Source organism: Heyndrickxia shackletonii (assembly GCF_001420715.1).
Taxonomy (GTDB): Bacteria; Bacillota; Bacilli; order Bacillales; family Bacillaceae_C; genus Margalitia; species Margalitia shackletonii.
In genome coordinates this window covers 2,744,116-2,760,034 of record NZ_LJJC01000004.1, presented here as the reverse complement: position 1 = coordinate 2,760,034, position 15,919 = coordinate 2,744,116, and the positions used below count along the sequence as shown (strand labels likewise).

At 35.9% G+C, this 15,919-nt stretch carries 14 protein-coding genes; 11 read left to right on the top strand and 3 right to left on the bottom strand.

What is annotated here, in order from left to right:
• Positions 1 to 5: 5 nt before the first annotated feature.
• The gene (locus AN964_RS13095) at positions 6 to 1,838 is read right to left on the bottom strand and encodes a S9 family peptidase (protein ID WP_055740106.1); all 1,833 of its coding nucleotides are present in this window, start codon (positions 1,836 to 1,838) and stop codon (positions 6 to 8) included.
• A gap of 166 nt (positions 1,839 to 2,004) precedes the next feature.
• Here AN964_RS13095 and AN964_RS13090 point away from each other — a divergent pair, with 166 nt between their 5' ends.
• The 9 genes from AN964_RS13090 (at position 2,005) to AN964_RS13055 (ending at position 11,892) form a co-directional block, all read left to right on the top strand.
• A complete protein-coding gene (locus AN964_RS13090; RefSeq protein WP_055740105.1) occupies positions 2,005 to 5,202 on the top strand; it encodes a DEAD/DEAH box helicase in 3,198 nt (1,065 codons plus the stop codon).
• A 373-nt stretch (positions 5,203 to 5,575) separates the two neighbouring features.
• The gene (locus AN964_RS13085) at positions 5,576 to 5,845 is read left to right on the top strand and encodes a DUF1292 domain-containing protein (RefSeq protein WP_055740104.1); all 270 of its coding nucleotides are present in this window, start codon (positions 5,576 to 5,578) and stop codon (positions 5,843 to 5,845) included.
• A 24-nt stretch (positions 5,846 to 5,869) separates the two neighbouring features.
• On the top strand, positions 5,870 to 6,346 hold the full coding sequence (locus tag AN964_RS13080; RefSeq protein WP_055740103.1) for a divergent PAP2 family protein: 477 nt from the start codon (positions 5,870 to 5,872) through the stop codon (positions 6,344 to 6,346).
• A 197-nt stretch (positions 6,347 to 6,543) separates the two neighbouring features.
• On the top strand, positions 6,544 to 7,428 hold the full coding sequence (locus AN964_RS13075) for a TIGR01777 family oxidoreductase (RefSeq protein WP_055740102.1): 885 nt from the start codon (positions 6,544 to 6,546) through the stop codon (positions 7,426 to 7,428).
• Between the two features lie 93 nt (positions 7,429 to 7,521).
• The gene (locus tag AN964_RS13070; RefSeq protein WP_055740101.1) at positions 7,522 to 8,367 is read left to right on the top strand and encodes a class I SAM-dependent methyltransferase; all 846 of its coding nucleotides are present in this window, start codon (positions 7,522 to 7,524) and stop codon (positions 8,365 to 8,367) included.
• A 172-nt stretch (positions 8,368 to 8,539) separates the two neighbouring features.
• Positions 8,540 to 8,971 (top strand): VOC family protein, encoded by a 432-nt coding sequence (locus tag AN964_RS13065; RefSeq protein WP_055740100.1) that lies wholly within the window; start codon positions 8,540 to 8,542, stop codon positions 8,969 to 8,971.
• 52 nt (positions 8,972 to 9,023) lie between these two features.
• Positions 9,024 to 9,509, top strand: a complete 486-nt coding sequence (locus tag AN964_RS13060; RefSeq protein WP_055740099.1) for an SRPBCC family protein — start codon at positions 9,024 to 9,026, stop codon at positions 9,507 to 9,509.
• A gap of 475 nt (positions 9,510 to 9,984) precedes the next feature.
• Positions 9,985 to 10,113 (top strand): YjcZ family sporulation protein, encoded by a 129-nt coding sequence (locus AN964_RS25595; RefSeq protein ID WP_083489346.1) that lies wholly within the window; start codon positions 9,985 to 9,987, stop codon positions 10,111 to 10,113.
• 573 nt (positions 10,114 to 10,686) lie between these two features.
• The gene (locus AN964_RS13055) at positions 10,687 to 11,892 is read left to right on the top strand and encodes a M20 metallopeptidase family protein (RefSeq protein WP_055740098.1); all 1,206 of its coding nucleotides are present in this window, start codon (positions 10,687 to 10,689) and stop codon (positions 11,890 to 11,892) included.
• Positions 11,893 to 11,979: 87 nt separating this feature from the next.
• On the opposite strand, the gene AN964_RS13050 is transcribed toward AN964_RS13055, so the two are convergent.
• Positions 11,980 to 12,633 carry a DUF975 family protein gene (locus tag AN964_RS13050; RefSeq protein WP_055740097.1) on the bottom strand — a complete coding sequence of 218 codons (654 nt, stop codon included), beginning with the start codon at positions 12,631 to 12,633 and terminating at the stop codon, positions 11,980 to 11,982.
• 208 nt (positions 12,634 to 12,841) lie between these two features.
• Here AN964_RS13050 and AN964_RS13045 point away from each other — a divergent pair, with 208 nt between their 5' ends.
• On the top strand, positions 12,842 to 15,049 hold the full coding sequence (locus AN964_RS13045) for a PAS domain-containing protein (protein ID WP_055740096.1): 2,208 nt from the start codon (positions 12,842 to 12,844) through the stop codon (positions 15,047 to 15,049).
• A gap of 135 nt (positions 15,050 to 15,184) precedes the next feature.
• Here AN964_RS13045 and AN964_RS25590 read toward each other — a convergent pair whose 3' ends face one another.
• Positions 15,185 to 15,373: a hypothetical protein gene (locus AN964_RS25590; protein ID WP_126647763.1), complete on the bottom strand. Its 189-nt coding sequence runs from the start codon at positions 15,371 to 15,373 to the stop codon at positions 15,185 to 15,187.
• Positions 15,374 to 15,533: 160 nt separating this feature from the next.
• Here AN964_RS25590 and AN964_RS13035 point away from each other — a divergent pair, with 160 nt between their 5' ends.
• Complete coding sequence (locus AN964_RS13035; RefSeq protein ID WP_055740094.1) at positions 15,534 to 15,869, top strand: L,D-transpeptidase; 336 nt, start codon at positions 15,534 to 15,536, stop codon at positions 15,867 to 15,869.
• The last annotated feature ends 50 nt before the right edge of the window (positions 15,870 to 15,919 follow it).

Here is a 15,919-nt window from a genome sequence, read left to right as displayed (position 1 = left end):
TTTTCTTACTCTTGTTTTAAATAGTGATCTAAGAATGCAAGAACTGCTTTATATCCGTTTATTTTATTTTCCTTTTTCATAAACCCATGCCCTTCATCAGGGAAGACTACATATTCAACTGGTACATTGTTTTTTTGCAGCGCTGCAACGATTTCATCGGACTCAACCTGTAAAACCCTAGGATCATTAGCCCCTTGCAGAACAATTAATGGTTTATTAATCTTATCCGCATGGAACAAAGGTGAGATACTGCGAATATAATCTGTTTGTGTATAAGGATTGCCTAATTTTTTATAAAGTGCATCTCGGAAGCTTTCCCACCAGGCCGGAATACTCTTCAGTGTTCGCTCCCAATTGGAAACGCCGAAAATGTCGACTCCCACGTTAAATTCCTCTGGTCTGAAGGCAAGTGCAGCCAATACCATATATCCGCCGTAGCTTCCGCCTATAATCCCAATTTTGTTGCTGTCAATATAGTCCTGTGCCTGCAGGAATGTTTTTGCTTGAATACAATCTTCTAAATCGATTTCTCCATGTTGAAGATCTGCAGAGCTGAAGAAAGATTTTCCATAACCGGAACTTCCTCGATTGTTCACGGCTAAGATAGCATATCCTTGGTTAGCAAGATATTGGAATAGCGGATTGTATTCTGTTCTGGATTGCCCTCCAGGACCGCCGTGTACATACACAAGTGCAGGTGCTTTTTCCCCATTGCGAATGACTGGCTTATAATAAATAGCCGGGATTTCTAATCCGTCAAAAGATGGATATCGAATGACTTCCGCTTTTACCAAATCTTGTTGATCAATTTCAGGATTTAACGTATTCGTCAGCTGATTCCATTCTTTTGTTTCCAAATGATAAGCATATAAATTCGTTGGAGAATTAGAGCTGTTAAATTGGAAAGTGATTAATTGCTCGTTTTTTGAAAGCTTTACATTTACAATCTGGCCCTCTGGTAAACCGGGAAGTTCCAGCAATTGATTCGTTGTAACGTTAACGATTTTTACTACTGTTTTTGCATCTTGATTAATTGCATAGACCAGATAATGATAGTCATGGGAAAAGAAGGAATACATGATATCCCAATTTTCTCTTACTACTTCTTCAGTCATATTAGTGTCTATATGATATTTTTTTAAGTACTGAAATTCACTATGTTCATCCGTCAAAAAGTATAGATACTTGGAATCCTCACTGAACTTTTGCGGGATATAATTGATATCTCCTTCATGTGGGCTGATGTGGTTTAAAAGGTCAAGCTCACGATCATATAAAAATACATTAGAGTCATTAGAGCTATTGACCTTTGCAAGTGCAAGAAGACGTTTATCCGGTGAAACAGAACCAAACTCATATCCCTCATTATTAGTGAAGATGCATGTTGCCTCAAATGTTTCAATATTCATTTCGTAAACATCCATGAAGCTTGGATTTCTTTTATTGGAACCATAAAAGAAGCTCTTTCCATCTCTGCTCCAATGATAAAATTCTGCGCGTTCTTGTTCACCAGTTGTTAATTCAATGGCAGTTCCATCTTCATTTTGCACATAGATATGCAAAATCTCGTTACCGCCCTTATCGCTTAAATATAGAAAGCGATTATCATTTGGGAAGAAAGAGATTGCATGAATAGCATTGTCTGTAGAGTGAGTTACTTGTTTTTGTGAACCATCTTCCAGAGAAACAATATAAGCATTATATATTCCATTTTTTTCACTGGAATATAATACACTTTTTTCATCGAACGAAATAGAATTATATATTACCGACTCAGAGTTGAAAAACTGCTCTATCTTATACTTTTTTACATTTGAAGTTTCAATATTCTTGGTCATCTTCTTTACCCCCTTTATTCGTATTAAAGATTATATTCGTTTATAAATAGTAAAAAACCTTTTATTTACATGAATTAATGATTAAGATGGTATCGTTTTAATAATGAGGTTCTAACATGATAGAATGAAGGGAAGAAGATCATCATCCTTAGGAGGAGCAATACAATTGAATTTGAAGTTAAACCCCAAAATGATAAAAGAAATGTGCGGCATTGTCTCCTTCAAAAGAGGGGAAGCTTTTTATCGTTCGAACAAAGTAATATTTGAAAAGGTCAGTTCTGGGTATTGTAAGGCATTGGTGATGGGAACAGAAGACTTTCATGTCGTTTTGAAAAAGGATGGAACAGGTCTTAAAGCAGAATGCAATTGTCCTAGCCTTACTTCCTATCAAAAGGATTGCCAGCATATAGCAGCCGTGCTAATAGCCCTTTATGATAAGCAAAAAAAAGGGTCAATACCACCGTTTTCTAATGAGGAAACATTAGAAGTACCTAATCAAGGGCTTTCAGAAAATCTGTTACAGCTATTTAATGTGGAAAAACGTTCGAGTTCACATAGACATCATTTCGAAAATAGAGATGTTCTTGAAGTAGAATTCACCTGCAAGCCTATTTTATTAGAAAGAGAAAAAAGGATTTTCGGAATTGAAATGAATATTGAAGGAATCAGCGTACCTTTTATAAGAGATTTTTTGCAGAATTGGGACGAGGGAATAGCCTCTCTTCTTTCATCCAATTTTACATTTGATCCTGTTCTTCATTGCTTTTCAAAAGAAATAGATGCTGTTATGGAACAGCTTGTAGATATAATTGGAGATGAAACGGTATATGCTGGGTCTGAACAAAAACAAAATGGTCAAATCTTATTCATTCCTCCATCTTCATGGGAGCGCCTTAAGCCTCTACTGTTAAAATTGAAATCGGTTAAACTTCAATATAATGGATTGCATTTTGAAGAGCTTTGTAATACAACCGATTCTTTACCAATACAATTTGCTTTTAGTAAGGTTGCGAACGAAGGCTACTTCTTGAAGGTAAATGGATTGAATGAATTACTTATAATGGATTCCTATCATTCCGTTATACATGACGGGAAATTATACGAGTTTAGAATGGAAGACTTTGAAAAGCTTGTAAATATAAAACGGATGTTGGATGATTCAGGAACTAATGAAATTCAAATTTCCAGCCAGCAATTTGAGTTTTTTAAGGAAAAAGTGATTCCGGGTTTGAAAAGAATCGGTGAAGTTCAGGCTTCTGCTGAAATAATGGAGCAAATGAATAAAGCACCACTGGTGGCAAAGCTTTATTTGGATCGATTGAAAAATCGTCTGCTTGCGGGTTTAGAGTTTCAATATGAAAATATTGTGATAAATCCTTTGGAGATACCGGAATATCGCTCCAATTCTATGATCATACGGGATGCAGAAAAAGAGAAAACAATTCTCCAATTAATGGAGGAAGGTAGGTTCACACAAACGGATGGAGGATACTTTCTGCATAATGAGGAATTGGAGTATGACTTCTTGTATCATATTGTTCCTAAATTACAGAAGTATGTCCAAATTTATGCCACTACGGCTGTAAGGAACCGAATTTATAAAGAAAATCCCAAACCGAGAATTCGTGTGAAAGCACCAAAGGAACGGACCAATTGGCTGGAATTTAAATTCGAAATGGACGGGGTATCGGAACAGGAAATACGAGATATCTTATTAGCTTTAGAGGAAAAAAGGAAGTATTACCGGTTGAAAAATGGGTCGCTGTATTCACTGGAGACAAGAGAATTAGAGGAAATTCATCGCTTTTTATATGCGCTGCCGACAGAAAGGGATGACTTAGCCAGCGGGATCCAGTTACCACTTGTTCAGGGGATAAAAGTATTAAGCACCATAGAGGATCAAAAGGTTCTTGCTCTGGAAAAAACATTAAGAGCATTCTTAGAAGATGCTAGCCATCCAGATATGAGTAAATTTGAAGTCCCTAATCAGGTGAAGTCTATTCTGCGAGAATACCAGGTTCGTGGATTTCAGTGGATGAAAACACTTGCAAACTTCCAATTTGGCGGGATTTTGGCAGATGACATGGGTTTGGGTAAAACACTGCAGAGTATCACTTTTATTCTCTCGGAATTATCCGAAGTACGTAAGGAAAAACTGCCGGTTTTAATTGTTTGTCCCTCATCTTTAACTTATAACTGGTTAAGCGAGATTTTCAAATTTGCTCCTGAGATACAGACGGTAGTGATGGATGGAAATAAAAAAGAACGGCATAAATTGCAGCAATCTTTACAGAGAATGGATGTCCTTATTACTTCCTATCCATTGTTGCGGAGCGATATTCATTGGTATGAAAAGCAGACTTTTCATACGGTGTTTTTTGACGAGGCGCAAAGCTTTAAAAATCCTGTGACACATACGGCTAGAGCTGTGAAAAAAATTCAAGCTAATCATCGATTCGCTTTGACTGGTACACCAATTGAAAATTCACTGGAAGAACTTTGGTCTATTTTTAACGTAGTGTTTCCTGAATTATTCCATGGGTTTAAGGAATACAGTAATCTTACAAGAAAAACGATTGCAAGACGGATCAAACCTTTTTTGTTGCGGAGACTGAAGGAAGACGTATTATCTGAACTTCCGGAAAAAATTGAAGAGATGACATCTGTAGAATTACTGCCAGAGCAAAAAAAGCTATATGCAGCTTATTTAGCGAAACTAAGACATGATACACTAAAGCATTTGGACAAAGCTACATTACGGAAAAATCGCATTAAGATATTAGCTGGCTTAACTAGATTACGGCAAATTTGTTGTCATCCGGCTTTATTTGTTGACGGTTATCAGGGGAGTTCGGCTAAGTTTGAGCAGCTAATGCAAATTGTGGAGGAATCTAAGGATGCAGGAAGAAGAGTGTTGATTTTCTCGCAGTTTACCAAAATGCTTCATTTAATAGGAAGGAGATTGACCAATCAAGGGTTTTCCTTCTTTTATCTTGATGGACAAACACCTTCTGAGGAAAGAATCCAGCTTTGCAACCAATTTAATGCTGGAGGACGTGACCTGTTCCTTATTTCTTTGAAGGCAGGAGGAACTGGATTAAATTTAACGGGAGCTGACACAGTAATTTTATATGATACATGGTGGAATCCTGCGGTGGAAGAGCAAGCAGCTGACCGTGCCCATCGTATAGGCCAGCTGAATACTGTCCAAGTTATCAAACTGGTCGCTCGCGGCACAATAGAAGAAAAAATAAATGAGCTTCAGGAAAAAAAGAAGCATTTGATTGAAGAAATTATTAATCCGAGTGATTTGGGTTCCTCAAATTTAACAGAAGAAGATATCCGCGAAATATTAATGATTTAACTTGAGTTGAAAGCGGCATTGTTGTTTTTAGTATTTTTATTGTAGAAGAGGTCCGTTTTAGAAAAAGAGACTGAATCTAAAAAACATATGCAATGGTATAAAAACAGTACCAGGCACTTGCGCTGAACATAGGAACAATGTAACTAACACAAGTAAAATTAAGTTGGAACGGTCACGGTCAAGAGAGGAACGTGACCGTCATTAGGTAAAAAGTCGTTGTGGTCACGATCAACGAAGAAAAGTGCGGGAATATTGATAATTGCTAAAATTACGTTTATTAAAACTGCAAAATTTTGAGCTAGTTTTATAATGAAATGAAGTATAATAGGATAACTTATTACTATCAAAAAATCTAATTTGTGAGGTAAAAATAATGGAAAAATATGAAGTTGGAGAAGTTTTTACAATAAGTGAAGAGGGTAATGAAGAGCAAGAGGTTGAAGTGGTTGGAACTATATCGGAGGCTGGTATTGAGTACATAGCCGTTAGCTTTGTGGAGGATTTGGAACAAGATAACGAGGAGGATATAGATGTATTTTATTTGAAAATTGATTCGGATGGTTTTTTATCACCAATTGAAAATGATGAGGAGTTTGAAAAAATTGCCTCGAAATTTGAAAATATGATGACAGAAGAAAAATGAAATTAAGATAAAGGGGATTTCTGATTGAGTCTATTTAGCAATTATCCACTTATCGCAGCATTTGTATCGATTATTTTTGCGCAGGTTGTGAAGGTTCCTCTTTACTTTGTTACGAATCGAACTTGGAATGTTGGGCTTGCTTTTAGCAGTGGGAGTATGCCAAGCTCCCATTCAGCGGCAGTGGCATCTTTATCGACAGCAATTGGAATTGTGAACGGAATCGCATCCACCTCATTTGCAATAGCAGTTGTGATTAGTTCCATTATTATGTTCGATGCTGCCGGAGTCCGCAGACATGCTGGAAATCAAGCGATTGTGTTGAATCGTTTGATGAAGGAATTTAACGAATTTGTTCAAGAAATGAGAGCAAAGCCAAAGAATTCTTCACAGGACCAAAGAGAGGCGTTGAAGGAATTATTGGGGCATCGCCCGATTGAAGTGTTTGTTGGAGCCATTGTTGGCATTTGTATTAGTTTTATTTTATACTTTGTATATTTTTAAACAGTAAGTGATTTAGTTTACATAACAAAATTATTGTAAAATTTACGTTGTTGATATGCTCGACAACGTTTTTTTGTATAAACATAATAAACAGTTTTCATTATTGGAAAAATTCGATATAATATTTGTGAAATAATTCACAAATGAATATTACTTATCTGTATTTCAATCTCTATCGAACGAAAGAGGGGAATCGCATGAAAAGGAAAATTGTCTTAGCAGGCGGGACCGGGTTTATTGGTACTTACTTTCAAAAGAAATATCAGGAATTAGGATATGAGGTAAAAATCATTTCTAGACAGCCTTCACACATCACATGGGATAATCATGATGGAATAGTGGAAGCACTGGAAAACGCTGAGATGTTGATAAACCTTGCAGGCAAATCGGTTGATTGTCGTTATAATGAAAAAAATAAAGAGGAAATTCTCCAGTCGCGTACAGAAACAACTAAGTTTTTAGGAAATGCCATATTAGAATGTCAAAATCCCCCTAAACTCTGGATTAACTCGAGTACAGCAACTATATACAGACATGCGGAAGATAGACCGATGTCAGAGGAAGCTGGAGAAATCGGAACAGGTTTCTCCGTGAATGTTGCCAAAGAATGGGAGAAAGCATTCTTTCATTTTTCATTACCGAGGACTCGTCAAATTGCGTTAAGAATAGCGATTGTCTTAGGGGATCATGGCGGTGTTATTGTTCCTTTTAAAAACCTTGTTCGTTTTGGGCTTGGCGGTACACAAGGACCAGGCACACAAAAATTTAGCTGGGTACATGTTGAAGATATCTTTCAGATAATCCAATTCCTTCAAGAGAGGGAAGATTTGAGTGGTGTATTCAATTGTTCGTCACCTAATCCCGTTACCAATCGAGAATTAATGATGAAATTACGAAAAGCAATGAATCGTAAATTCGGGTTGCCTACTCCCAAATGGATGCTGGAATTAGGGGCAGTTTTAATCAAAACAGAAACAGAGCTAATTTTGAAAAGCCGTTGGGTCATTCCGGAAAGATTAGAAAAAGAAGGCTTTCATTTTACCTATCGACATATTGAAGATGCTATTCAACAGATTATATAGTAGGTGTGGGGACTATCAAATATTTAAAAAAAGGTATTTCTGCAGCAAATGTCGAATATGTGTCTACAGTTAGTTTATTTAGGAGTGATTATTATGAATAAAGATGCTATAGAATACATTATCAATTGTATGGCGGCCAGTGAAGCAAATTCCGAAATACAAAGGATTCAGACTGAACATCGTCTAAAATTAGCAGAATTTTGGGGCATAAGCGAAGGAAGTAAAGTATTAGAAATCGGTTGTGGCCAAGGTGATACGACTGCTGTGTTAGCTTATTTAGTTGGTGAAAAAGGACTTATACACGGCATTGATATTGCTTCTCCTGATTACGGCGCCCCAATAACTCTTGAGGATTCTATTCACTATTTAAAGGAATCGGCTCTGGGTAATCAGATAAAGGTCCAATTTGAAACGAATATTTTATCGCCAGAGGTGGATTTTCCGAAAGGATATTTTGACTTCGTCGTATTATCTCACAGCTCTTGGTATTTGCATTCCTTTGAAGAATTGCATGATATATTGATGCAATTGAAGAAATGGGGAAAAACACTATGCTTCGCGGAGTGGGACACGAGAATTCAGACGGATGAGCAGGTGCCGCATTTCCTTTCTGTTCTTATACAAGCTCAATATGAGTGCTTTAAAAATACCAGCCTTTCCAATGTCCGAACACTATTTACTCCTATGGATGTTAAAAAAATTGCAGAGGACGCGGGTTGGAATGTGCTAAAGGAGACCACCATTTATTCTCCAGCATTACAAGATGGTGAATGGGAGATTCAACATGTGCTTACGGATTATTCAGAAGAACTGAATGCCGTTTCTGACATGCCTTCTAAATTTCAAAACTTACTCCTCTCGGAAATTAAATTATTGGATGATGCTATGCGTAATTCGGTCATTAAACCAATGTCAACCTTTGCTTTTATTGCAAAATAAGGAGCAGGTACCTTGCTAAATATGGAATAGATTCGTGAATAAATTTATTTGATAAAAAAATATTAGCAACCGTTTGCAAACAAAAAGTAAATATGTTAAATTAAATAGGTACACAAACATATGTTCCTGAACCTTAGAAGAAAATATAAAAATGAAAATAGAGGTGTCCATCATGATTTTAGGAATTCATCCGTATTTGGTAACAAACGGAAATGGTCAAGAAGCGGTAAAATTTTATCAAGATGCTTTAGATGCAGAAGTTTTAACTCTTCAAACATTTGGAGATATGCCAGAGGATCCGAATCATCCTATTCCTGCAGAAGCAAAGGATTGTGTTTTAAACGCTCATCTAAAAATTGGAAATACCGATTTAATGCTTTCTGATAACTTCCCAGGACAACCGTATCAACTAGGAGAACAAGTAACGATAGCGGTTAATATAGGCAATGTGGAAAAATCAAAAGAAGTATTTGAAAAGCTGCAAGCTGGAGGAGAAGTCGTAATGCCTCTTCAGGCAACATTCTGGAGTCCTTCTTATGGACAAGTAAAAGATAAATTCGGGATTACATGGCAGGTTTCTACCGTCGGGGAAAATAACCAATAAAACGGAAAAAGGCTATTTTTATAGCCTTTTCTATATTTTAGGAGGATATTATATGTTTGCGGAAATAGAAAAAGCAGAAAATGGCTGTACTGCGATTTTTAAGCGTTTGCTTCCTCATACCGTTCAAGAAGTTTGGGCTGCTTTAACAGAAAACGATAAATTGGTAAAATGGTTCTCTAATCTTCAAGTCACAGATCTTCGAAAAGATGGTACGATTAAGTTTCATATGAATGATGGCTCTGGGAAATCGATTGATATGAGGATCACCGATTATGAAAAGGGCTCTGTTTTAGAGTACGAATGGGGTGAAGGTTCAGTTCGTTTCGAATTATCGCCACAATCAGAAGAATGTTTATTAGTATTATCGGATATTTTTCCAACTACAACTGATCATACTGCAAAAGATATCGCGGGATGGCATATATGTTTGGATGTCTTTACAGCATTATTGGATGGTGTCTCGATGGAGTTTCCAATGGAAGAATGGCAAAAAGTATATGAACAATATAAGGTTGAAGTTGATCGAGTAAAGATATAGTGGAATTCATTATGGATGGGCGGTAGCTTTTTATCTTTTGTTTAGTACATTATATTGTTCATTTCAGTACCGTCTTTTGCCTTTCCAGATTACGTGCAAGCTTTAATCACACAATTTACTATCTTTTTAGATAAAATATTTGAATAAAAAACACATTTTTATTTTCTCCATCCTTGTCCCTTAACATTTCTTCGAATTTGCATATTTTATAGTAATCCGTGACCATTCATAAAGCATCTCCATTAAAGCGTATGTCTAAGGCATACGCTTTTTTTTGCTTTTAAATGTAAGAGCCTTTTTAAGGATTTAGAACTAAATCGAATAATAATTCAACACATGAATGTAGCAATTTTTTTATCCAGAAATATTTTCAGGAAGATATATGTTTGTCTATACAGATTTAGTTTCAAGTACATAAATTATGATATAGATTGTAATTACAATCTTGACTGGTCTTGTGAAGGGGGTGACCTTTATGTGCGGTGGATGTGGATATGGAGGCTACGGCTATGGCGGCGGCTACGGTGCTGGTGCAGGTTTTGCATTAATCGTTGTATTGTTTATCCTATTGATTATTGTTGGAACAGCATTTGTTAGATGGTAATATAATCAACAGGAATCATTCTTTATACAAAAATGTAAAGAATGAGTAAAGGGCAGATGCAAATCTGTCCTTTATTTAATTTATAAGAATTTATAAGTTGTTCAACACATAAATTATTTCACCAGATTAGTCTTTGGCTAGCGAATTTCACCGTTTCCTCGTCTTTCAGGTAAGGGCATCAGGTGAAAATGGAAGTGCCAATTTCACTCATCTATATGCCGATGTGCGAGTCGCTTTCGCTTTATATTTATGCGGAAAACAAAAATACTCCATAAAATTATAGGTCAGCCCAAAACTTACGATAATTGAAATAAGTAAATTTTTTGGCATCCTTAACCCCTCCTCTATAGGATAATTAGAGGTTAGATCATTTTATACGATCGATAATCTAGTAAAATAGTTCGGTTGTAGAAATAAAGATGTCTCATATTGACGGAAAATTTAGTATGTATAGGCTATTGAAATTATTTGTGGACGGTGATAGAGTAAACAAAACAATAGTATTGAAATATACGGTAAGTTGACCTTGGATAATTAATCAAGGTTTACATAAATTTTAAGGAGGAATGACCAATGGAACAATTATTTTCGAAGCTAGATGAACTATATGATGAAATCGTGGAAATTCGCAGACATCTTCATCAAAATCCTGAACTTTCTTTTCAGGAAGTAGAAACTCCTAAATATGTAGCGGCATATCATCAAGCATTGGGACATGAGGTGCGAACAGAGGTTGGCGGTCGTGGAGTAGTAGCAGTTCTAAAAGGTGGAAAACCTGGTAAAACGGTTGGATTAAGGGCGGATTTTGACGCGCTGCCGATTCAGGAAGAAAATGAAGTTCCATACAAGTCTAAGGTTCCAGGTGTTATGCATGCTTGTGGTCATGATGGGCATACGGCAACGTTACTAGGGCTTGCTAAAGCTTTAAATAGTATAAAAGATGATCTTGAGGGAACCATTGTCTTCATTCATCAACATGCAGAAGAAGTATCTCCAGGCGGGGCAATAGCAATGATTGAGGACGGTTGCTTGGATGGTGTGGATGTTATTTACGGAACACATCTTTCTTCTGGAGTACCTGTTGGCACGATTGTGTATGGTGTAGGACCTGTTATGGCTGCAGCGGACAGCTTCGAAATTACCATTCAAGGTCGCGGAGGACATGGAGCATCCCCGCATCAAACAAAAGATGCCATTGTAACTGCTTCGCAATTAGTAATGAATCTTCAGCAAATTGTAAGCAGAAGGGTTAATCCATTGTCTCCAGCAGTAGTATCAGTCGGTTCCTTTGTAGCTGAGAATGCCTTTAATGTTATTGCTGATAAGGCTGTTTTACGAGGGACAGTAAGGACATTTAATGAAGAAGTGAGAGATTTTATTGAAAAAGAAATCGAAACGATTGTAAAAGGAACCTGTCAAACTAGCGAATCTACATATAATTATAAATATTCAAGGGGCTATCCTGCGCTGGTAAATCACAAAGAAGATACAGAATTTGTTGCGGAAGTTGCGAAAGGTGTACCAGGAGTCGAACAGGTTGTAGTAGGGGAACCTCAAATGGGCGGAGAAGACTATGCCTATTATTTACAACATGTAAAAGGTACCTTCTTCTTTACAGGAGCAGAAATTCCGGATCGTGAGTTCACTTACCCTCATCATCATCCAAAGTTTGATATTGATGAACGGGCATTAGTAATTGCAGCTAAAACATTAGGTGCGGCAACACTTACCTTTTTAGAACAAAATAGTAATGTTAAAGGGGAAGCCACTACAGTGTGAGAATAATTCGAGCAGTGAAAATGAAACTTGATTAATAGTTTTGAAGAATATTGTTCAAATAAAAAAAGAGGGGAAACCCTCTTTTTATTATAGTAAATCAGACGTTTTCTCTGTAGTTTCAGTTCTTTGACGGTAGAATTCTGCTAATGACGTATTTATGTAAGGGATAAGCCATAGCAAGCCAATACCTAATGTAAAAATACATAATATTCCCCAACCTATAAAGCTTAAATTAAGGAGAAAGTATTTCCACTTGTAACCATCCATCAATCTTCTGCTTTCTGTAATAAGCTGAGTAATTTTATATTCTGGATGGTCCTTATATAAATAATTTACTTGTGAATATGCAAGTCCTTTTATTATCCCCGGAATAATAAATAATAATGCCCATAATATCGTAAATATTACAACAAGTAATGAAAGTCCTAAAGATTTGAAATATTTCTTTGCATCCATAAATAGCCGAAATAAATGGCTAATCTCAGCTTTTTCCCCTCTAACAATGCTTAGGAAAACCCAGCTGCAGCCAACTGAAATAGGCATTAGAAAAAGGGACACTAGATTTCCGATATTTGAACCCAAGGAATCATTAGCATCGGAAATACCCCCATCCAAAGCGACGTTAATGATAAATGGGATCATACTAGTAATAGCAAATGTAATAATGATAAGTAAAATCGCAAATCCCCATTTTCCTTTTAACGCTTGTCTTGCATTACGTTTTATTTCTCTAATTTTCAAGCTGTAAAACCTCCTTTTTATATAATCATATAATATTAGATATTTGACAAAAAAAGAATATAATTATGAAAAAAACATTAATTGGAATTTTCTTGAAGATTATATAGGGAATAAGTTGTAATTTTTCTATATTCATAAAATGGGAATTTTGCTAATATATAAGAAAATTATGGTTTTATACATTAGCATACATTGGGGGATTAGGTTCATGGTTAAAAATGAGTGTGTCGAGCAGGAATCTCTGTTTTGGCAGGCGTTTCATTATGCTCCGATTGGGATGGCATTAATTTCATTGGACGGAAAAGCTCTTAAAGTGAACCCGATAGCCTGTTCATTATTAGGATATACGGAAGATGAATTGAGAAGTATGTATATCAATGATTATACACATCCTGAGGATTTGGAATTAAATATGATTGTAAAACAAGAAGTGCTAGCTGGAATTCGTGATTCATATTCTTTGGAAAAACGTTTTTTTCATAAGGACGGACATGTTATATCTGTTTCATTGACGATTTCTTTAGTAAGAGATGGGAAATATAGACCATTATTTTTTATTTCTCAGCTTCAAGATATAAGTAAGCAGAAAAAGACAGAAGAAAATTTATTAGAAATAAAGAAACAATACCAATTAATAACAGAAAATTCAGTTGATATTATTGTAAAGTATGATTCATCTATTAGAGTAGTATATATTTCTCCATCATGTTTTGAAATAACTGGATATAAACCGAATGAACTAAAAGGAAAATGTGTATTAGATTTTTGTCACCCGGATGATATTAATGAAATTCTGGGGAATCACTTAAAAATGGTGAATTTGTCAGATATTCGCAGGTTTAGTTTTCGATTTAAACATAAGAATGGCCATTATATTTGGCTGGAAACCACTGCTAAAGCTATTTTTGATGATAACAATGATTTAGTAGAGGTGTTATCCTTTTCAAGAGATGTTACTGAAAGAAAAAAATATGAACTTCAAATAAAGGAAAGTGAAGAAAGATATAAATCCTTATTTATCAATCATCCTGATGTGACATTTTCATTGGACTTAGAAGGCAAATATACGTCTATTAATCAAGCTTTCCAAGATACCATGGGTTATACGATGGAAGAGTTATCTGCAAATCCAACCTCATTTAGGAAATTAATCATTAAAAATAATATTATTAAAGGAGATTATCATTTTAATCAAGCCATTAAGGGCAATGTACAACGTTTCCAACTAATGGCCACCAATAAAAAGAACAATGCATTGATTTTTGATGTAACCTATATTCCGATGGTTGTGGATGAACAGGTAGTGGGAGTTTATGGAATTGCTCGGAATATTACCTCCAAAAAGAAAGTGCAGAAGGAATTAAAATTAGCCAGAGAACGATTAGATTCCTTTATTGATCATAATGTAGACCCCATTTTAATTTTTGACAATGATGACAGAGTGATAAGGGTCAATACCACATTTGAGCAAGTGTTTGGTTGGAGAGCAGGAGAGTTGCTTGGGTTAAAACTAGATAAGTTGCCATATAAAATTAAAGAGGATCAATTAGAGGTCGCGGATAAAGTAAAGCAAATTAAAAAAGGTATTCCATGGGAGGGCCATGAAACGAAAAGGCTGAGGAAGGATGGTACCCTTTTAAATGTTCTAATTTCGGGTTTTCATCTGCAGAAAGAGAAACGAGGATTTGACGGGTGGGCTGTTATCATTCGTGATATTACAGAAAAGAAGCAGGCAGAGGAACTTTTTGTCCGCTCGGAGAAACTTTCCATTGCCGGACAGCTCGCAGCAGGAATCGCCCATGAAATTCGAAATCCGATGACTGCAATAAAGGGATTTATCCAGTTAATAAAATCGGATCTTCCAGACAAACCGGAGTATTTTGATATTATTACTTCCGAAATCGGGCGCATTGAATTAATTTTAAGTGAATTGCTTATACTTGCCAAACCACAGACGATAACGATTTCAATGATCGAAATCCATTCATTAATTAATGAGGTTATTACACTATTAAATATGGAAGCATTATTAAATAATGTTGAAATCAAAACATTGTATCACGAAAAGGAAATTTATATTCATTGTGAAATAAATCAGATTAAGCAAGTTTGTATTAATTTTATCAAAAATGCGATTGAGTCTATGCCAAAAGGAGGGACTCTTACCATTCAAATAATGTTAAAGGATTCGACTGGTGTACTGATTCGTTTTATTGATGAGGGTTATGGCATCTCTGCATCCGTGTTAGAAAAATTGGGACAGCCATTCTATACAACTAAGGAGAAGGGGACAGGTCTCGGCTACATGGTCAGCAAAAAAATTATAGAAAACCATAAGGGAACGATAACTGTTACGAGTAAGTTAAATAAAGGGTCTGTCTTCGAAATTTTCCTTCCATTAAACGAAATGCAATAAAGTTTTTTTGTAAATGATTATGAATCCCAATGTAGATTTGTTTCTGAAAAAAGTTAATCGTTCTTATAATGATTTTGTTAAGAAAAGATGCAAAATATAAGAAGACATGGGGATTTCCATATCTTCTCAGATAGTCTAGTAATGGTCGTAGTAATGCCCTCCGTGATGCCAGTGATGATCGTAATGATCATGAGGATAATAACCATGGTGATATCCATAATATGGATGATGGTAATATCCTGGATGGTAGGCAACAGGATAATATCCATGATAACCATATCCATGGCCATACGGAGGATAATAATGATGATAATATGGGGGCATTAATCCACCATTCCTTTCTCTCTTATTCATTACAATATAGGGTATGTATAACGATTGGGAAGGAGCCTATCTGCAAGAAAAATGGGCGCTTCGCTAAATTAGCACATTTTCCTGTTCAGTTTATAAAATAGAGGAGAGTCCGTTTTTTGGAGATGATGAAATGGTATTATGGATTGATGTTGATACAAAGAAGCATCGTTTAACCTTATATAATGCCAGTAAAGTAATGAAAAGGTATCCTGTTGCAATCGGAAAAATGCTAACACCTACACCGACTGGCAATTATACTGTTATTAATAAAGAAAACAATCCCGGTGGACCTTTCGGGGCATTTTGGATGGGCTTATCAAAGCCGCATTACGGTATCCACGGCACCAATAATCCCGCATCTATTGGGAAAAACGTGTCACATGGATGTATAAGAATGTATAATAGAGATGTACTGGAGCTTGCGGCCATCGTCCCAATCGGGACAAATGTCTATATTCATGATTAAGGATTAAGAATTACTGTCGGACACGCCAATTCTAGCTCTGTAAAGGAGTA